We start from the raw sequence: 18,107 nt of genomic DNA on the forward strand, positions 1-18,107 counted from the left end.
GGCTCAGCGCAGACCGGCGGCCATCGCGAAGAGGTGACCGAGCACGGCGTCCCCCGAGGTACGCAGGCCGTCGTGCTCGTGCTCACTGGTCAGCCAGGTCCGCACGTTCCCCACCTCGGCCGCCGTCCGCATCGACAGGCCGGCGTCGACGTACATGTCGTCGGCGTAGACGGCGGCCAGGACCGGGACCTCGTTGGCGGCGAGACGGGCGGTGTCGTACAGAATCGGCCAGTCCTCGCCGGCGGCGAGCAGGTCGGCGGCGCCGGCGAACGGGCGGAGCGCGGCGATCTCCCGGAACATCCAGGGGTACATCATCTCGCCGGTGAACAGCAGCGGGTCGGCGTCCTCCGCGAAATCGGGATATCTCTGGATCGCCCGTGACGCGGCCCACCCGGTCGCCACCGCCCCCTGCCCGTAGGTGAACTCCTGCAGAGCGAAGATCGGCGCGTCGACGAACCCGGTCAGTCTCATCACGTCATGGAGGAACGCATCCGAAAGCTCGGACCCGCCGGGCAGCCACGCCTGCTCCAGCAACCAGTGCACCTGCGCGTACCCGTAACTCATCCCGAACACGCTGCCCAGAACCCGCAGCCGCCGGGGCGTCAGCCGATCGGAGTCCGGCAGCAGCACCACGTTCTCCGCCAGGTGATCGGCAAGCCCGCGCACCAGCCCCGCATCCTCCGGGAACGCCCGGTAGAACTCCGCGTTCTTGGCGGCGACCCGCGGATAGGTACGCGCGTACACCTCGTCAGCGGTCACCGACAGCCCCGGCAACCCACCCGTCACGAAGCAGGTCCGCAACCCCTGCGGCGCCGCCGACAGATAGGCCATCGTGATGAACCCGCCGTAGCTCTGCCCGAGCGTGTCCCACTTCGACCCACCGGCCACCCGCTCCCGCAGGATCTCCGCGTCGGCCACGATGCTGTCCGCCCGGAACAGTGTGACGAACGCCGCGAGCCGGTCGGCCGGCATGTCCCGCACGGTCCGCGCGGTGATCGGCGTGCTGCGCCCGGTCCCCCGCTGGTCCATCAGCAGCACCCGGTGCGTCCGCACCGCCCGGGCCAGCCAGGAGTCGGCCCGCAGCGGCCGGGGCGCCCGGCCGCCGGGGCCACCCTCCAGGTAGAGCAGCCAGGGCAGGTCGTCACCGGCCCGGTCGGCGGCGACGACCTCCCGCGCGAAGACCTCGATCCCGGCGGCACCGGGCCGTCGGTGGTCGAGCGGCACGGTGACGGTGTGGTCGGTGAAGCGGAGTCCCGGGTGCGCGATCATCCGGCGGCCACCGTGAGCGGAGCGCTGAGCGGGCTCTCGTTCCCGGATCGGTCCAGGGCCGACAGGCAGTACGCCGCGGCGCCCGACGGTGGCGACGGGTCGGCCACCGGCGTGCCGGCCCGCCCGGTGGCGACGAGGTCCCCGCCGCGGTAGAGCGCCCAGCTCACCCCGCCGGCCGCCGCCTCGAACCGAAGCTTCCCGTTACCGTCGCGTTCCGCCGCGACCAGCCGCGGCGCGGCGGGTGGCGCGGACGGCAGCCGGTCCATCCGGGGTTGCAGCGCCGGCGTCGCGTAGTGCGCGTTGCGGTACCGGGTGACCGAGCCGAGCTTGTTCTCCCGGATCATCTTGGCGCTGTAGTGGACCTGCCCCTGCACGCCGTACTTGTCGTTGAGCCGCATCTGCCGGTCGAGCTCGGCCGGGTCGCTCCAATCGCCGTCCTCACCGACCCGGTAGTCGGCCATCCCGATGTAGAGCTGCACGCCGGTGCCCTTGACCGTTTTCGCCCACCAGGGCAGCACCTTCGCGTAGTCCGCCTTGCCGAAGCCGATCGTCCAGTAGAGCTGCGGGACGATGTAGTCGAGCCAGCCCTCGCGCACCCACTTGCGGGTGTCGGCGTAGATGGCGCTGTAGCTCTCCAGGCCGTTGGTGTCGGAGCCCTCGCCGCCGTTGCGCCAGATGCCGAACGGGCTGATCCCGAACTTGACCCACGGTTTCACCGCGGCGATGCGCTCGTGCATCTCCCGGACCAGGGTGTCGACGTTCTGCCGGCGCCAGCTCGCCCGCGACGCGCCGCCACCGTGCTTCGCGTAGGACGCGTCGTCGGGGAAATCCTCACCCTTTTCCGGGTACGGGTAGAAGAAGTCATCGAAGTGCACGCCGTCGATGTCGTACTTCGTGACCGCCTCCAGCATCGCGTCCTCGACGAACCGCCGCGCCTCCGGGTTGCCCGGATCGAAGTAGAGCCGTCCGGTCTTCCCCGTGGGGTAGGCGATCCGCCAGTCCGGATGCGCGCGCAGCGGATGGTTCGCCGCCAGTTTCGCCAGATCGGTGCCGGCCCCGCTGGGCGCCGGCTGGGTGCCCCGGTACGGGTTGAACCAGGCGTGGAACTCCAGGTTGCGCGCGTGCGCCTGCTCGACCATGAACGCCATCGGGTCCCAGCCGGGGTCGGTGCCGTCCAGCTTGCCGGTCAGCCAGTTCGACCAGGGCGCGTACGCGGACTTCCAGAACGCGTCGCCGCTGGGCCGGACGTGCACGAAGATCGCGTTGTGGTTCTGCGCGACGGCGAGGTCGAGCCACCTCAGGTACTCCGCCTTCACCTGCGCCTCGGACAGGCCCGGCTTCGACGGGAAGTCGATGTTGTAGACCGTGGTGAGCCACATCCCGCGCAGCTCGCGGGGAGCTTTCACGGGCGTCGTGCCGCAGCGCCCGGCCGACGTCGGCGCCGGCGCGGCCACCACCGGCACCGGATCGCCCTCGGCCGGATCACCCCCGGCCGGATCGGTGGCGAGCGGCGAGTGGAAGGCGGCCCGGACCAGTCCGACGCCGAGGACGCCGACGGTGAACAGCACGACGGCGAGCAGCAGGGCCAGGCGCAGCGGGGGGCGGCGGAGGACGGATCGGCTGAGCTGGGAGTGGCGAGCCATCAGAGCACCGAACGATAGACCTCGAGGGTGTCCTCGGCGATCCGCGCCCAGCTGAAGTGGTCCACCGCACGGCGGCGACCGGCCCTGCCCATCGTCTCGGCGAGCTGCGGGTCGCGCAGCACCCGGGTCAGCGCCGCGGACAGGTCGGCCACGAACTTCTCCGGGTGCACCGGCGTGCCCGTACCGTCCTGGACCTGCTCGATCGGCACCAGCAGGCCGGTCTCGCCGTCCGCGACCACCTCGGGGATGCCGCCGGTCGCGGTGGCGACCACGGCTGTCTCGCAGGCCATCGCCTCCAGGTTCACGATGCCCATCGGCTCGTAGATCGACGGGCAGACGAAGACCGTCGCGTGGGTGAGCACCTGGATGACCTCCTGCTTGGGCAGCATCTCCTGCACCCAGATCACGCCCTGCGGGTCGCGGGCCTCGCGCAGCTCCCGGGCGAGCCCGGCGACCTCGGCCGCGATCTCCGGGGTGTCGGGCGCGCCGGCGAGCAGGATGATCTGCGCCTCGGCGGGCAGGTCGTGACAGGCCCGCATCAGGTACGGCAGGCCTTTCTGCCGCGTGATCCGGCCGACGAAGACGACGCTGGGCCGGTTGCGGTCGATGCCGAGCCGGTCCACCACGTCCGTCCCGTGGTCCGGCGAGTACAGCTCGGTGTCGATGCCGTTGTAGACCACCCGGATCCGGTCCGGATCCACCGACGGGTACGCCCGGAGCACGTCCCGCCGCATCCCGCCGGAGACCGCGATGATCGCGTCGGCGTTCTCCGCGGCGGTCCGCTCGCAGAACGAGGAGAGCGCGTACCCCCCGCCGAGCTGCTCGGCCTTCCACGGGCGCAGCGGCTCCAGGCTGTGCGTGGTCATCACGTGCGGGATGCCGTGCAGCATCTTCGCGGTGTGCCCGGCGAAGTTCGCGTACCAGGTGTGGCTGTGCACCACGTCGGCGCCGGCCGCGCCGTTCGCCATCGCGAGGTTCACACCCATCGTGCGCAGGGCCGCGTTCGCCCCGGCCAGCTCGGCGATCTCCGGGTACGCCGTGACGCCCGGCTCGTCGCGCGGCGCGCCGAAGCAGTGCACCCGCACGTCGGCGAGTCGCCGCAGGTCACGGCTCAGGTACTCGAGATGCACCCCGGCGCCGCCGTAGACCTCCGGCGGGTACTCACGGGTGATCAGGTCGGCTCGCAGTCGTCGGGTTCCCGAATCGGTCACGAGTCGCAGGATAGCTGGCCGCCGCGATCACCGGCCGGGCCGACCGCTAGGATGATCATGCCGGATCCGCAAGAGGACGACAGCCCAAGCAAGATATTTCGAACCACCCCTTCGGGTGGCGGACGGGCAGCCGGAACACTAGCGTCCTTCCCATGGCTGTCAAGGTGCTTGCGATCGTTCTGGCTGGTGGGGAAGGCAAGCGCCTGATGCCCTTGACGGCGGACCGGGCCAAACCCGGCGTGCCGTTCGGCGGCATCTACCGCATGATCGATTTCGTGTTGTCCAACCTCGCGAACGCGGGGTATCTCAAGATCGTTGTTCTGACGCAGTACAAGTCGCACTCGCTGGACCGGCACATCTCCAAGACCTGGCGGATGTCCACGCTCCTCGGCAACTACGTGACACCGGTCCCGGCACAGCAGCGGCTCGGCCCGCGCTGGTTCGCCGGCTCGGCCGACGCGATCTACCAGAGCCTCAACCTGATCAACGACGAGGCTCCGGACTACGTGATCGTCTTCGGCGCCGACCACATCTACCGGATGGACCCGAAGCAGATGGTCAACGACCACATCGCCTCGGGCGCCGCGGTGACGGTGGCCGGCATCCGGCAGCCACTCTCGATGGCCGACCAGTTCGGCGTGATCGACGTGGCCGAGGACGGCAAGAAGATCAAGGCGTTCCGGGAGAAGCCGAAGGACGCGACGGGCCTGCCCGACTCGCCCGAGGAGGTCTACGCCTCGATGGGCAACTACGTCTTCACCACCCGCGCGCTCTGCGAGGCGGTCTCCGCCGACGCGCAGAACCCGGACAGCAAGCACGACATGGGCGGCAACATCATCCCGATGCTGGTGGAGCGCGGCGAGGCGAACGTCTACGACTTCCGCGACAACGACGTGCCCGGCAGCACCGACCGCGACCGCGGTTACTGGCGTGACGTGGGGACGCTGGACTCGTTCTACGAGGCCCACATGGACCTGATCGCCACCCTGCCGATCTTCAATCTCTACAACCACGAGTGGCCGATCTTCACGAACTACGGTTCCTGGCCGCCGGCCAAATTCGTGCATGGGTACGACGACCGCCAGGGCCGCGCCATCGATTCGATGATCTCCCCCGGCGTGGTCGTCTCCGGCGCGCTCGTGGAACGCTCGGTGATCTCGCCAAATGTGCGGGTGAACTCGTGGGCCCATGTGGACGGCGCGGTGATCATGGAGGGCGTGTCGGTGGGCCGCCGCGCGGTGATCCGCAACGCCATCATCGACAAGAACGTGGTGATCCCCGAGGGCGCCCAGATCGGCGTCGACCTCGACCGGGACCGCAAGCTCTACACGGTCAGCGACAACGGCGTGGTCGTCATCGGCAAGGGCCAGCGGGTCGAGCTCTGATATCACCCCATAGGCACATTTACGCCTGCCATTAGGTCTTCGTAATCTGAGGTCGTGCCGTACCCGGAGGACTTCACCGCCACCACCCGGCACCTCTGCGCGGCGGCGTACCTCGACGAGGACTTCCGGGACACCGCGATCCGCGAGGTCTACCGGCAGCCGCACCGGGCCGTCGCCCCGTCCTACGGGTTCACACTCGGCCCGGTGCTCGGGCACTGCGTCCGGTCCGGCTCCGGCGAGCAGCTCACGCCGGGCTTCGACCACGGCGCCCGATTGGGGGTACGGGAACTCACCTCCCCGCCCGGATCCGGCGACCTCGGCAGCCACCCGGACGTCCGCAAGCACCAGCGGTTGATAGAGCACCGGGTGCTGGCCGCGATCCGCGACTTCCTCGCCGCCCGAGGCGTGGAGCCGTCGAGCGAGCTGACCGGCGGGCGTCTATCCCCGGTGCCGCAGCGTGTGTGACGGGGAGACGCCGAACCGCTCCCGGTAGGCCCCGGCGAACCGGCCGAGATGGGTGAACCCCCACCGGTACGCGACCTCGCTGACGCTGGCCCGCCCCGGATCGGCGCGGGACAACTCGGCGTGCACCCCGTCCAGGCGCAGCCGCCGCAGATAGGTCAGCGGCGGCATCCCGACATGCTGCCGGAACGACTCCTGGAGCACCCGCACCCCGACGCCGGCCACGGTCGCCAGATCTGTGATCGTGTACGGCCGCCACGGCTCGGCGTGCATCACGTCGAGCGCCCGCTTCACGGTCCGCGGCCGGTACGGGCCCTGCAGCCCGGCCGGCTCCTGCCCGTACGGATGCTCGACGCTCAGCGCCAGCCCGCTGACCACCATGTCCCGCCAGCGGGCCGCCATCCGGGGCCGGCTGGCCAGGGCGTCCGGTCCGCGCAGCTCGCTGAGCAGCAGCCGGACCAGCGCCGCCCAGGTCCGCCCGGGACCGTCGACCAGGTCGAAACTGGCCCCGAGCGGCATCGGCGAGATGACCCGCTGGTCCAGGCCGGCGTCCAGCTCCCGTTCCAGCGCCCCCCGCTCCACCTTGACGCTGATCAGCCGGCAGGTGCCCGGCCAGTCCAGCTCGATGTCGCCGCTCGGGCGGTAGACGGCGGCGCGGGTCGGGTCGGCGTAGACCACCGCTCCCCGGTGCCGGGACCGCAGCATCCCGGTGAGCGGCAGCAACACGTGGTACGAGGTCTCCAGCTCGCCGATCGTCAGCCGGATGTCCGTCCCGTACCCCACCTCGCCGATGGTGATCGGGCCGAGCAGCACCACGTCCGCGCTGAACTCCAGGCGGGCCGGGTCGCCGACCGGCTCGATCCGCATCGGGCCGTAGTAGAGCCGGCGGCAGAACGCCCGCGCCTCGTCCACGTCGGTGGTGCGCAGGGCGACGTGGACCGGGGTGTCCGCCCCCGGGGTGACGGGGCCGCTCGCCATGTCGTCAGGGTAGATGGCGTCCAGACTAGACGGAAAGCAGTGTCCTGCTGGGGACAGCAGTGGCGGGCCAGGTGAACTCGGCGACCGCGCCACCGCGTACCTCGATCTCGGCGAGCGGGTCGTCGCCCTCCTGCCAGATCAGGTACCGGCCCCGCGGCAGCGCGTCGAGGACCACGCAGAACGTGACGCCGCCCCGGACGTACCGGGCCCGGACCGCCGCATGGGTCCGCTCGCCCGGCGTGCCCACCGGGCTGACCTCGATCTCGTGACCGTGCAGGTGGCCGGGAGTATCGATGATCAGCGCGCCGATGTCACCGCCGATGTTCAGCATCACCGTGCCCTGCCCGGAGGGCGCGAGCGTGTGGTGATGGTGGTGGCCGTGTCCGTGGCTGTGGGTCACGAGGGGTTTCCGAATCCGTCGAAGGGGGTGCCCAGGAAGGGGAACTTCTTCAGCAGCCCGGCGCTGGCGTCCTTGATGCTCAGGCCCTGCTCGACCAGGGCAGCCGCGGCGTCCGGCTCGAAGTCGGCGTTCACCAGCGGCACGGTGGCGCCGGCGATGGCCCGCAGCGAGATCGAGACCACGTCGTCGGCGATGCGCCGCCCGTTCGGGAAACCGGCCAGGTCGCCGCCGACCACGCCGAACTTGTTCTCCTTCTCGGCCGGCGGGATCGCCGTGTTCAGCCGCAGCATGTCCGCCTGCAGCGTGCCGGTGTTGTTCTGGAAGCCGTCGATCAGGCCGTCCGGGATGCCGGTGAGCAGGATCGCGAGCAGGTCGGCGCGCGGCTCCTTGGTCTTGTTCAGCGCGGCCAGGTTGTCGAAGAGACCCGGGTAGAGCACGGGCAGCAGCGCACCGAGCTCCGGGGTGGCGACGAACTCGGCGAACCGCTTGTCCTCACTCGGCGGCAGGCTGTTCCACTTGTCCTTCTCCGCCATCGGGACGATGACCTCGTTGAACAGCGGATTGCCGAGCCGGGACACCTGCACCTGCGGCCCGACGACCACGTCGTTGCCGGCGGAGTTGTTCCGGACCTCGACCTGCCGGCGGCTCGCCGACGTCCACACCCCGATGACCGCTCCGGCGTCGCGGCCGCGTACCCGCTTCTTGCCGTCCCGGCGGACCATGTGCAGCGGGATCTGGATCGCGATGCTGTGCACGTTCGTCTTGTCGGTGGCGTTGACCGCCTTGCCGGCGTAGTTGAACAGGTTCTGCCCGACCAGGTGCTTGTCCTGGAACGGCCGCAGGGCGCCCAGGTCGAAGATCGCGCCGAGGTCGACGAAGAACGCGTCGGCGCGCTGGCCGGCGAAGACCTTCTCGCCGCTCTTCAGCTTGTGCACCGCGTCCTCGGCGAGCTTCTCGTAATCGGGGATCGAGAGCGGGCCGACGTTGCAGGGCGGGCAGGGCAGGCTCTTCGCGAGAACCGTGCTCTTGCCGTGCGCGTCGACCTTGGTGACCGAGTAGAACTGCCGCCGGTTCCAGTTCTCACTGTCCAGCGACTCGATCGGGCCGGTGTTGTAGAGGAACGTCCGGTCGTTGCGCAGCTCGGTGCGGAACCGGAACTGGTACGTGACGTCGGGGCGGGCGTCGCCGTTCGCGTCGATGTGGATCTCGTAGAGCACGTCGTCGCCGAACTCGAAGAAGTTCGGGCCGCTCGCCGGGAGCTGCAGCGGGACGTAGTTGGCGATCAGCGTGACCGTGTCCGGGTCGTCGGGACTGACGAACGCGTACAGGTCGGAGCTGTCGGCCACCGGGTCTTTGCTGATCTCCGGTGCTTCGCGGTGGGAAGACATTCGGTGTTCTCCTTGAGTCCGTTAGCGGCCGGTGGCCTTGAGCAGCCGGGCGGCGAGCTTCTTGTCGGTGATGGTGACCTTCTGGTCACCGGAGAACACGTCGAACGTTCCCTTGGCCGCGTCCCGCAGGGAGAGCACCAGTGGCTGGCCGTCGTTCTTCGCGTCGCCGTTCTCGCCGGCCAGGCTCAGGCCGGTGATGGAGACGGCCGAGACGCCGACGCCTGTCGCGGCGAGGGCGAGAACCCGGCGGCGGGACAGCCATCCGCGGCTCTGTGCGCGGTAACGAACACGACTCATGCTGGGCCTTTCGTCGTCACTTGGGGGGCCGGACGGGCGGTGCATTGTCGACGCCCGTCAGTACGAGATCCACACAGCCGCGGTTCAACCTTTTTTAAGCCGGCGCATCCGGGTGACGCCCGCACCGGCCGTGACCAGGGCCGCTGTTGTGAGCGCTCCCACAATCAGCCAGTGTCCGAGAGTGATCGTTCCGTCGTCGCTCGCCCCGATCGCGGCGAGAGTGGGGGTGCCGGACGACTCCGGCGCCGCGGTGGTCTCCTGGGGCTCCTCCGGTTCCTCGGTGACCGGCTCCTTCACGTCCTCGGTCTTCGAGGGTGACGGCGACGGCTTCTTGGTGGCGGCCGCCTTCTTCACCGCCGGCACCGGGAACGTCAGATCCGAGCAGGAGTAGTACGTGTCAGGTGTGCTCGACGTCTCCCACACCACGTAGAGCAGGTGCCTCCCGGTCCGCTGGGGCAGCGTCACCCGCATCCGGTACGCGCCGCCGGTCAGCGGCGGGTCGGTGATCTCGGCGAGCGGCTCGGCGCCGAGATCGTCCCAGGTCAGCTTCTCGCCCGGGTCGTAACCCTTCTTCGTCAGGTAGATCCGGAAGCTGCCCCGGTGCGGGATCGTCCCGCGATAGGAGACCGCGAGCCGCTGCCCGGATCTCACCCCGGTCGCCGGGAAGTCGTCGCGGGGCAGGTCCAGCCCTTCGTACAGGGCGATCCCGGCGCTGCACAGCTGCCCGTCGGGCACCCGCTCCCGGTCCGCGCCGTTCACGCCGGCGAGCCGCACGTTGTCGTACGCCCCCAATCGTCCCCCGGTGGCCTTGCGCGCGGCGACGCAGGCCGCCGCACCGGTCCTGCTGCCGTTACCGCCGCAGGCGGCGCTCCGGCTGATCGGCGTGACCGGCGCGCCATGCGCGAGCGCGGCAGTGGGAACGGCGGGCACCGCGGCGGCGGCGACGAGACCGGCGACGGCGAGACGGCGGAGGAACACGGGACACTCCAGGACACGGCGGGGCCGGGCGGTTCCCGGCCACCCGGAGGTACGTACTTCGGGCACCGCTCGTTCAGCGGGCGAGAAGCTGTGATTGCATGGCCGATGTCCGGTAAGAAATTCTGGAGGATTCATGAACAAGCCTGACGTCGGCCCCATCCCCGACTCCCCCGCCAGCGAGCTGCTGATCGAGGACATCGTCGAGGGTGACGGCCAGGAGGCGAAGCCCGGCGAGTACGTCAGCGTCCACTACGTCGGTGTCGCCCAGTCCACGGGCAAGGAGTTCGACGCCTCCTACAACCGCGGCGAGCCGTTCGGCTTCCGGGTCGGCGGCCAGCAGGTCATCGCCGGCTGGGACCAGGGCGTGGCCGGCATGAAGGTCGGTGGCCGCCGCCGTCTCGTCATCCCGCCGCACATGGGCTACGGAGCCCGGGGCGCGGCCGGCGCCATCAAGCCGAACGAGACCCTGATCTTCGTGGTGGACCTGCTCGAGGTTCACTGACAGCTCGTTCGCCCGTGGGGCCCGGCCGGTTCGACCGACCGGGCCTCGACGCTGTCAAACGAACGTCTTACGCTGGGTACGTGGGGTACGAGTGGCTGACAGCGGCACTGGCTGCCCTGCGCAACGTCGAGACGTGGGAAGTGACCCAGGTGCTCTCCGCCAAGCAGCGGCTCCCGCTCGCCGCGGAGAGCGCCGGGGTCCACTTCCTGACGATCAGCGGGCGGACCGAGTCCGGCCGGCCCCTGGTGGTCGCGGTCCGTCTTCTCGGCGGGCACCAGCAGCAGATCATCGGCGCCCGGGAGATGACACCGGACGAACTCGCGCGGTTCGAGGCTTGGGAGGCGTCATGAGCAGGCAGCAGCAGTACTCCGACGATCAGCTCGGTGCGGCGGCGGCCGCCTTCGCCGCCGGCACTGTCACCTACGACGAGACCGCGCGGGTCAGTCTGCCGCCGATCCCGGAGACCGAGCCGATGGTGCCGCTCGGCGTCCGGGTCCCGCCGGCGCTCGCCCAGCGCGTCCGGGCCGCCGCCGACCAGGCCGGGGTGCCCTACTCCCAGCTGGTCCGCGAGTGGATCGAGCTGGGCCTGACCGACATGGCCGGGGACCTCACGGTGTCGGTCGCGGTGCTGCGCCGGGCGATCGCCCACGCGGCCCAGAGCGGCCACGCGGCTTGACCCGGCACGTGGCCTGACCCGGCACGTGGCCTGACCCGGCACGCGGCCCGACCCGGCACGCGGCGGCCGGGCTGCGGTGTGGCGGGGCTTGCGGCAAATCGGCCCCGATGCAACCGGATGGGTCGATCATGAGCCCATGGCAGAAGAACATCACACCGAGGAACCTCTGAAGGTCCACGGCGACAAGCTGGCCGAGGCGTTCATCCAGGCGCACCTGGTCGACGCGCCGGTGCTCCCCGAGCACCCGCGCGACCGGCTGCCGTCCCGCCACCCGGCGGCGCCGCAGGCCGCGCCGACCTCCTCCGGCGTGCGCGCTGGCGTCATCAACCACGTCGGGTGACACGCCGGATCCCGCACGACTGACCGGCGTGCCCGTCAGTGGAAGGACCGGCGCGATGATCAGCGGCGAGGGCGGCGGCGGCCGCGGGGGATGACCGTCCGGGCCCGGCAGCAACGCGGCCGGGCCGGCATCGGCTCCGATTCCCCGGCGGGAGCGGGGAACTCCTCGGAGAAGTCGCCGAACGGGCTCACTCGGCGCTCCGCAGCGACCCGCACCCGGACTCGTCCGGCAGCAGCGGGCGGAACAGCACCGACCACTGCTTGTCCCCGGACGTCCACGCCGTCCGCTGGTTCGCCGTGCTCGCGGCGGCCCAGACGGCGTCCTTCTGTGCGCCGGAGACGGCCACGCAGTGGATCCCTGCTGCCTTGTTCAGCGCCTCGCCCGGCAGTTGCGGGCCGGGCCACGCGACCGGCTCGCCGCCGAGGCCGTCACCGGGGTCGGTCCACGGCTGGGCGATCGCGGCGAGCTCCCGCGGCCGGTACGGCTCGGCGCCGGTCCCGCCCAGACCGGTCAGCTTGTCGACGAACGCCTTCAGCTTCTTGCGGTCCGCCCGGTTCGCGGCGGTCAGCGCGCTGTCGTCCGGCTGCGCCTCGTTGAGGGCGACCACGTCGACGGTCTGCGTGCCGTACCCGGTGACGACCGTGACCACGGTGCTCGGGATGTCGGCGACGCCGGGCGTGCCGAAGTCGGCGCCGGTCTTCACGCCGGCCTTCTCCGCCTCGGCGGCCAGTTGCTTGACCTGCTGCGGGGAGATCCGGGCGACCTGGAGGTTGGGCAGCGCCGGGCCGGGATAGATGAGCGTGGTCGGCCCCTCGGTGATCACCCGGCCGTCGGCGTAGACGCTGACCAGCGGCAGCCGGCCGACCAGGAACTGCGGGGGAACGAAACCGCCCCGGTGATGCACACGCAGCACCACGGCGTCGTCGGCGGGCACGGCCGCGCTCTCGGTGACCGGGCTCCCGGTCACCGGGCCTGGCGCGCCGGCCTCACCGGCGGCGCCGGGCCGGGCGCAGGCGCCCAGCAGGAGCATGGGGATGGCGGCGGCGGTCAGGAGGCCGCGGGTTCGGGTCATGACCGGTACGACGACCCCGCCGTCACGCCGGTTCCGTCCGCATTCAGGTTTTCCCCTGATCGGGGGTTCCGCCGCTAAACGGCCACCCGCGCGCTGCGGCCCTGAACCTCGACGACGTCGCCCGGGTGCAGCTGGCGGCCCCGGCGGGTGTCGACCTCGCCGTTCACGGCCACGTCGCCGGAGGCGATCAGGATCTTGCCCTCGCCGCCGGTGTCGATGAGGTCCGCCAGTTTGAGGAACTGGCCCAGCCGGATCATGTCGCCGCCGATGGAAACGTCTCGCATCCGCTCATCATCCGGCATGAGAAAGGATCTCGAAAACTTCCGGGCCGTCGTTGAACCATCCGGGCCGGTGATCCGAACTACATGTCGTGAGGCATCTGGGGATGGCCCGCCGTGCGGGCGTGCTGACCGCGGTTTCCGCTGCCGCCGTGTTCGTCGCGGCCGGCCCGGCCGCGGCTGATGTGACGGTGAGCCCGGCGAGCGCGCCGCAGGGCAGTGGAGCCAATCTGACGTTCCACGTCACCAACGACGGCAAGGCGCCGATCACCGAGGTGACGCTGCGGATCCCGGCGGACACGCCGATCGCCGAGGTCTATCCGCTGTCGGTGGACGACTGGGCGCCGAGGATCAGCTGGCAGAAGCTGAGCCGGCCGATCGAGCAGATCCACGGCGCGACGCCCGTCGACCAGGTGCCGAGCGCGGTCACCTGGATCGCGGTGAACGGCACCACGATCGCGCCCGGCAGATCCGCGGATCTGACCGTCGCGGTGGGCCCGCTGCCGACCCTGAGCTCGATGGGCTTCACGGTCGACGCCCGGTACGCCGACGGCTCGGCGGCGCCGGCCATGCCGCCCGCCGCGCTGACGCTCACCCCGTCCGACGGCACGGCTGCGGCCGGTCACCACGGTGGCAGCACGGGCGGTGGCGCGACCGGGACGGATCAGACGGCCGGGCTGTCGCCCGCGGAACAGGCCGCGTTCGACGAGATCCTCGACGAGAACAACGGCCCGTCGGTGATGTCGATCGCCGGCTGGGTGGTCGCGGCGCTGGCGCTGGCCGGCGCGGGCGGGGCCCTCCTGCGCAACCGGCGGCGTCCCGGCGAGCCGGAGGACCGGCACCGCGCCGAGGAGGAGCCGGGCGGTGAGGAGCCCGGCGAGAACGAGACGGACCCGGCCGAGACCGGCCGGGAGCCGGTCACGGCGGGCACGAGCAAGTGGGCCTTCAAGGGCTGAGACTCCGACGCAGGCCCGGCCTGCGAGCGGGAAACCTCACGCGGGTGGGCGTGAGGACGTCGTGGCGAGCGCGTGGGGCGTGAGCCACGACCGGCGGGTGGGGCCCCGGGCAAGGCCCGTGATCCGCGCGCAGGGCGGGCGGGGAAACCCGCCCGCCCTATTCACGTCCGCACGAAGGGTTCTAGACCGCCGCGACCCGTTCGGTGCGCAGCGCGTCGATGATCTCGCGCTCCACCCGGTCCGCCTCGTCGTGCGGGACCTGGCAGGTGCCGGCCGCGATGTGTCCGCCGCCGCCGTAGCGCAGCATCACCTCGCCGATGTCGACCGGGGATCCCCGGTCGAGGATCGACTTGCCGCAGGCGAAGACGGTGTTGAGTTTCTGCCGGCCCCAGATGATGTGCACCGAGACGCGGGCCTCCGGGAAGAGCGCGTACACCATGAAGCGGTTCCCGGCCTCGATCAGCTCCTCGTTGCGCAGGTCGACGACGACCACGTCGCCGTCGAGCCGGCAGACCCGGTGCAGCTGCTCGACGAACCGGGCCGAGCAGTCGTGGAAGAGCTGGGCGCGCTCCGCGACGTCCGGCAGGGCCAGGATCTCGTGCACGTCCTGGTGCTCGATGCAGGCGTCGATGAGCTTCATCATCAGCTGGTAGTTGGAGATCCGGAAATTGCGGAACCGGCCCAGCCCGGTGCGGCTGTCCATCAGGAAGTTCAGCAGCGTCCAGCCGGTCGGGCTGAGGATGTCGGTGAGCGTGTAGTTCGCCGAGTCGGCCTGGTCGACGGCCCGCATCAGGTCGTCGGAGACGCCCGGGAAACGCTCCCTGCCACCGTAGTGGTCGTAGATCACCCGGGCGGCCGAGGGCGCGTCCGGGTCGATGATGTGGTTCGGCAGGTCGCCGGAGTTGCGCAGCGTCTCGGAGTGGTGATGGTCGAAGACCATGTGCGCGCCCGGCGCGTACGGCAGGTTGGTCAGGATGTCCCGGTCGGTGATCTCCTCGACGCCGTCCTGCACATCTTTGGGGTGCACGAACTTGATGTCGTCGATGAGGTCGAGCAGCCGCAGTAGGACGGCGCAGACCAGGCCGTCGAAGTCGCTGCGGGTCACGAGCCGGTACTTCACGGGTCCCCCTCGGATGCCAGACCTTTGAGCCCAGTTTGCCACTTTTTTCGGTATGGCCCTGGTCGCATCGCGGTATGGATGTGAACCACCGGACCCTGCCGCGCCGTAAGGTCGAACGGACGGTAACGACCCGGTCGGAGGACACGCAGACCATGGACCACGCACCTCAGCTCATCCAGGAGCGCAGCGCCCCGCCAGCCACGCTGGTGATCTTCGGCGCTTCGGGTGACCTGACCCGCCGTAAGCTGCTCCCGGCCGTCGAGAGCCTGGCCCGGCACAACCGCCTTCCCGACCAGTTCGCGCTGGTCGGCGTCGCCCGGACGCCGATGAGCGACGAGCAGTTCGCGGAGAGCGCGCTGGGCGGCCGCAGCCTGGCCGAGAAGCGCCAGCTCAACGGTGGCATCCGCTACGTCGCGGGTGGCTACGACGACCCGGAGACCTTCAAGCGCCTCGCCGAGGTGCTCGACGAACTGGACGCGCAGCGTGGCACGTCCGGGAACCGTTTGTTCTACCTCTCCACCCCGGCCGGCGCGTTCGAGCCGGTGATCTGCGGCCTGGCCGGCGCCGGTCTCAACCAGGAGTCCGAGAACACCTTCTCGCGGCTGGTCATCGAGAAGCCGTACGGGCGGGACCTGGCCACGGCCCGCGAGCTCGACGGCGTCGTGCACCAGGCGTTCGAGGAGTCGCAGGTCTTCCGCATCGACCACTACCTGGGCAAGGACACCGTCCAGAACGTGCTCGCGCTGCGGTTCGCCAACTCGATCTTCCAGCCCATCTGGGACCGGTCCTGGGTCGACCACGTGCAGATCACGGTGGCCGAGACGCTCGGCGTCGGCACCCGCGGCGGCTTCTACGAGCACGCCGGCGCGATGCGCGACATCGTGCAGAACCACGTGCTCCAGGTCCTCGCGCTCGCGCTGATGGAGCCGCCCGTCTCGTTCGAGGGCGAGAACCTGCGCAACGAGAAGGTGAAGCTGCTCCAGGCGATCCGGCTGCCCACCGACCGGGACATCGCCGACGCGGCGGTGCGCGGCCAGTACACCCGCGGCGGCACCCGTGAGGAGCTGATGGCCGGCTACCGCGAGGAGGTCGGCGTCGACCCGCTGTCACGCACCGAGACGTACGCGGCGATGCGGCTCAACGTGGACAACTGGCGCTGGGCCGGCGTCCCGTTCTACGTGCGCACCGGCAAGCGCCTGCCGGCCCGCGTCACCGAGGTGGCCCTGCAGTTCCAGCGGCCGCCGCACCTGCCGATCCCGACCAGCCAGCTCACCGAGCTGGACGCGGACGCGCTGGTCCTGCGCATCCAGCCGAACGAGGGCATCTCGCTGCGGTTCGGCGCCAAGGTGCCGGGCCACTCGTTCCGGGTGCGGACCGCGTCGATGGACTTCTCCTACGAGAACACGTTCGTCGAGGAGTCCCCGGAGGCGTACGAGCGGCTGCTCCTGGACGCCCTGATCGGCGACGCGTCGCTCTTCATCCGCAGCGACGAGGTGCAGCAGTCCTGGCGGGTCGTCGACCCGATCATCGAGCACTGGGCGAACGACCGGTCGCCGATCCCGACGTACGAAGCGGCCTCGTGGGGTCCGACCGACGCCGACCGCCTGATCGGCCGTAACGGCCGCAAGTGGCGAAACGCCGCCTGACCTTCACGCGTCAAACGAGCAACCGGAGGTGGGCTCGCATAGGGTGGTCATCAGTCTCGATCCCCGCGAGCCCACCCCGGCCCCGTTCACGAAAGTCACACATATGCAGGTCTCGGTCGCCCATCATCCACCGAACACGGCCGTTCTCGTCCTGCGCGGATCCCTCGACATCGACACCGCGCCCGCTCTCAAGGCCAACCTCGGCCGCCTCGTCGAACGCCCGGCACCGCGCGTCGTCGTCGACGTGTCAGGCCTGGACTTCTGTGACTCGATGGGTGTCGGCGTGCTGGTCACCGCGCACGGCCGGGCCACCGAGCGGGGCGGCTGGGTCCGTCTCGCCGCCCCGTCCGGCTTCCTGCGGCGCCTCTTCGACACGCTCGGCCTCACCGAGTACCTCCCGATGTTCCCGGACCTGGCGACCGCGATGAAGGACGAGCCTCCGACCGGCTAGCTAGCTAGCGGGTGCCGGCGGCCACCGCGTCGAGGGCCGCCACCGCCGCGCCCCGGGCGCCGGCCATGTCCAGGTCGGGGACCAGGGCGAAGGTCGCCGCCCGGGCCTGCTCGTCGCGCAGCTGGGTGCTCTCCCGGACCGTGTTGAGGAACCACTGGCGGAAGTGCGGCGCGGCCTCGACCACGCCGCCGCCCAGGAAGTACGCGTCCGGGTCGGTGAAGTTGGCGGCGATGGTGAACAGCTTGCCGATCGCCCGGGCCTGCTGGCTGAAGACCGCGATCGCGAGCGGATCGTCCTTCTCCCCGTAGCCACGGAGCAGTTTCGCGGCCCGTTCGATCGGCTCGCCGGCCAGCGGGTGGTCCGGGAACCGGGTCAGCCAGTACGGCAGAAGGTTTTTCTTGATGCCGGTCAGCGACGCGATGCTCTCCACGTCACCCTCGAAGCCGCAGTTGCACACCGGCACCGGCTGGCCGTCGTCGAGGACGCCGTGCAGCGGGATCTGGACGTGGCCGAGCTCGCCCGCCATCCCGGCGGCGCCACGGATCACCTTGCCGTTCTCGACCACCCCGCCGCCGAGGCCGGTGCCGACGATCGCGGAGACCGAGCCCTTCTCCAGCGCCTCGGCGCCGAAGTGCCGGTGATGCGCGTAGAGAGCCGCCGCGTTGGCGTCGTTGTGGTAGACGACGGAGAGGCCGAGCCGTTTCTCCAGGGCGCCGCGGATGTCGAAGCCGTGCCAGGCCGCCATGTTGAAGTTGGTGGCGCCCTTCGACGAGATGACGCCGTTGGCGCTGGCCGGGCCCGGGGTGTCCAGACCGACCGCGCGGACCAGCGAGAGCGGGGTGCTGGTCAGTTCCAGGATGCCGGTGAACGCCTCGGCGAGGGCTTCGACGGCGGACTCCGGCCCGTCCAGCACCCGGCTCGGGTTCTCCACGAGGTTGCTGACGAGGAACTGCCCGGTCGCGTCGAGAACCGTGGCGTTGTTGCAGGTGCCGCCGTTGTCCAGGCCGACGACGACCCAGGAGGACGGGGTCCGTACCGTTTCAGCTCGATCCACG

General features: G+C 70.7%; 21 protein-coding genes. 9 read left to right on the top strand and 12 right to left on the bottom strand.

What is annotated here, in order from left to right:
- Positions 1-3: 3 nt before the first annotated feature.
- The 3 genes from AMIS_RS25545 to glgA are packed head-to-tail and all read right to left on the bottom strand — an operon-like array spanning position 4 to position 4,123.
- The gene (locus AMIS_RS25545) at positions 4-1,269 is read right to left on the bottom strand and encodes an alpha/beta fold hydrolase (protein WP_014445305.1); all 1,266 of its coding nucleotides are present in this window, start codon (positions 1,267-1,269) and stop codon (positions 4-6) included.
- Positions 1,266-2,912 (bottom strand): glycoside hydrolase family 10 protein, encoded by a 1,647-nt coding sequence (locus tag AMIS_RS25550; protein ID WP_014445306.1) that lies wholly within the window; start codon positions 2,910-2,912, stop codon positions 1,266-1,268. Before AMIS_RS25550 ends, AMIS_RS25545 begins: the two co-directional genes overlap by 4 nt.
- Positions 2,912-4,123 (bottom strand): glycogen synthase, encoded by a 1,212-nt coding sequence (gene glgA / locus AMIS_RS25555; RefSeq protein WP_014445307.1) that lies wholly within the window; start codon positions 4,121-4,123, stop codon positions 2,912-2,914. Before glgA ends, AMIS_RS25550 begins: the two co-directional genes overlap by 1 nt.
- Before the next feature lie 152 nt (positions 4,124-4,275).
- Between glgA and glgC the strand changes: the two genes are divergently transcribed.
- Both glgC and AMIS_RS42960 read left to right on the top strand, forming a co-directional pair.
- Positions 4,276-5,508, top strand: coding sequence for a glucose-1-phosphate adenylyltransferase (gene glgC, locus AMIS_RS25560; RefSeq protein ID WP_014445308.1), 1,233 nt, complete (start codon positions 4,276-4,278; stop codon positions 5,506-5,508).
- A 54-nt stretch (positions 5,509-5,562) separates the two neighbouring features.
- On the top strand, positions 5,563-5,973 hold the full coding sequence (locus AMIS_RS42960; protein ID WP_014445309.1) for a hypothetical protein: 411 nt from the start codon (positions 5,563-5,565) through the stop codon (positions 5,971-5,973).
- On the opposite strand, the gene AMIS_RS25570 is transcribed toward AMIS_RS42960, so the two are convergent.
- The 5 genes from AMIS_RS25570 to AMIS_RS25590 all read right to left on the bottom strand — a co-directional run bounded on the left by AMIS_RS25570 (position 5,947) and on the right by AMIS_RS25590 (position 10,011).
- Positions 5,947-6,948, bottom strand: coding sequence for an AraC family transcriptional regulator (locus tag AMIS_RS25570; protein WP_014445310.1), 1,002 nt, complete (start codon positions 6,946-6,948; stop codon positions 5,947-5,949). The genes AMIS_RS42960 and AMIS_RS25570 overlap by 27 nt on opposite strands.
- 25 nt (positions 6,949-6,973) lie before the next feature.
- Positions 6,974-7,348 (bottom strand): hypothetical protein, encoded by a 375-nt coding sequence (locus tag AMIS_RS25575; protein WP_014445311.1) that lies wholly within the window; start codon positions 7,346-7,348, stop codon positions 6,974-6,976.
- Positions 7,345-8,736 (bottom strand): DUF4331 domain-containing protein, encoded by a 1,392-nt coding sequence (locus tag AMIS_RS25580; RefSeq protein ID WP_014445312.1) that lies wholly within the window; start codon positions 8,734-8,736, stop codon positions 7,345-7,347. Before AMIS_RS25580 ends, AMIS_RS25575 begins: the two co-directional genes overlap by 4 nt.
- Positions 8,737-8,757: 21 nt before the next feature.
- A complete protein-coding gene (locus AMIS_RS25585; RefSeq protein WP_014445313.1) occupies positions 8,758-9,033 on the bottom strand; it encodes a hypothetical protein in 276 nt (91 codons plus the stop codon).
- Between the two features lie 84 nt (positions 9,034-9,117).
- Positions 9,118-10,011, bottom strand: coding sequence for a lytic polysaccharide monooxygenase (locus AMIS_RS25590; RefSeq protein ID WP_014445314.1), 894 nt, complete (start codon positions 10,009-10,011; stop codon positions 9,118-9,120).
- A gap of 133 nt (positions 10,012-10,144) precedes the next feature.
- Here AMIS_RS25590 and AMIS_RS25595 point away from each other — a divergent pair, with 133 nt between their 5' ends.
- The 4 genes from AMIS_RS25595 to AMIS_RS25610 all read left to right on the top strand — a co-directional run bounded on the left by AMIS_RS25595 (position 10,145) and on the right by AMIS_RS25610 (position 11,529).
- Complete coding sequence (locus AMIS_RS25595; protein WP_014445315.1) at positions 10,145-10,513, top strand: FKBP-type peptidyl-prolyl cis-trans isomerase; 369 nt, start codon at positions 10,145-10,147, stop codon at positions 10,511-10,513.
- Between the two features lie 80 nt (positions 10,514-10,593).
- Entirely contained in the window at positions 10,594-10,863 is a 270-nt protein-coding gene (locus AMIS_RS25600; RefSeq protein WP_014445316.1) for a hypothetical protein, read from the top strand.
- Positions 10,860-11,189: a hypothetical protein gene (locus AMIS_RS25605; RefSeq protein WP_014445317.1), complete on the top strand. Its 330-nt coding sequence runs from the start codon at positions 10,860-10,862 to the stop codon at positions 11,187-11,189. The genes AMIS_RS25600 and AMIS_RS25605 overlap by 4 nt, the downstream gene beginning before the upstream one ends.
- Before the next feature lie 136 nt (positions 11,190-11,325).
- Entirely contained in the window at positions 11,326-11,529 is a 204-nt protein-coding gene (locus AMIS_RS25610; RefSeq protein ID WP_014445318.1) for a hypothetical protein, read from the top strand.
- A gap of 187 nt (positions 11,530-11,716) precedes the next feature.
- Here the strand turns inward: AMIS_RS25610 and AMIS_RS25615 are convergent, their stop codons facing one another.
- Together AMIS_RS25615 and AMIS_RS25620 are read right to left on the bottom strand one after the other, a co-directional pair.
- Positions 11,717-12,601, bottom strand: a complete 885-nt coding sequence (locus AMIS_RS25615; RefSeq protein WP_014445319.1) for a hypothetical protein — start codon at positions 12,599-12,601, stop codon at positions 11,717-11,719.
- Positions 12,602-12,675: 74 nt separating this feature from the next.
- Positions 12,676-12,885 carry an RNA-binding S4 domain-containing protein gene (locus AMIS_RS25620; RefSeq protein ID WP_041830058.1) on the bottom strand — a complete coding sequence of 70 codons (210 nt, stop codon included), beginning with the start codon at positions 12,883-12,885 and terminating at the stop codon, positions 12,676-12,678.
- A gap of 101 nt (positions 12,886-12,986) precedes the next feature.
- Here AMIS_RS25620 and AMIS_RS25625 point away from each other — a divergent pair, with 101 nt between their 5' ends.
- On the top strand, positions 12,987-13,835 hold the full coding sequence (locus tag AMIS_RS25625; protein ID WP_014445321.1) for a DUF1775 domain-containing protein: 849 nt from the start codon (positions 12,987-12,989) through the stop codon (positions 13,833-13,835).
- Positions 13,836-14,016: 181 nt separating this feature from the next.
- Here the strand turns inward: AMIS_RS25625 and AMIS_RS25630 are convergent, their stop codons facing one another.
- Complete coding sequence (locus AMIS_RS25630; RefSeq protein WP_014445322.1) at positions 14,017-14,955, bottom strand: DHH family phosphoesterase; 939 nt, start codon at positions 14,953-14,955, stop codon at positions 14,017-14,019.
- A 152-nt stretch (positions 14,956-15,107) separates the two neighbouring features.
- On the opposite strand from AMIS_RS25630, the gene zwf reads away from it, so the two are divergent.
- Both zwf and AMIS_RS25640 read left to right on the top strand, forming a co-directional pair.
- Entirely contained in the window at positions 15,108-16,601 is a 1,494-nt protein-coding gene (gene zwf / locus AMIS_RS25635; protein ID WP_041831277.1) for a glucose-6-phosphate dehydrogenase, read from the top strand.
- A 103-nt stretch (positions 16,602-16,704) separates the two neighbouring features.
- Positions 16,705-17,052 (top strand): STAS domain-containing protein, encoded by a 348-nt coding sequence (locus AMIS_RS25640; protein WP_041830059.1) that lies wholly within the window; start codon positions 16,705-16,707, stop codon positions 17,050-17,052.
- Between the two features lie 4 nt (positions 17,053-17,056).
- On the opposite strand, the gene AMIS_RS25645 is transcribed toward AMIS_RS25640, so the two are convergent.
- Positions 17,057-18,106: an ROK family protein gene (locus AMIS_RS25645; protein WP_014445325.1), complete on the bottom strand. Its 1,050-nt coding sequence runs from the start codon at positions 18,104-18,106 to the stop codon at positions 17,057-17,059.
- Between the last annotated feature and the right edge of the window lies 1 nt (position 18,107).

The organism is Actinoplanes missouriensis 431 (genome assembly GCF_000284295.1).
Lineage (GTDB): Bacteria > Actinomycetota > Actinomycetes > Mycobacteriales > Micromonosporaceae > Actinoplanes > Actinoplanes missouriensis.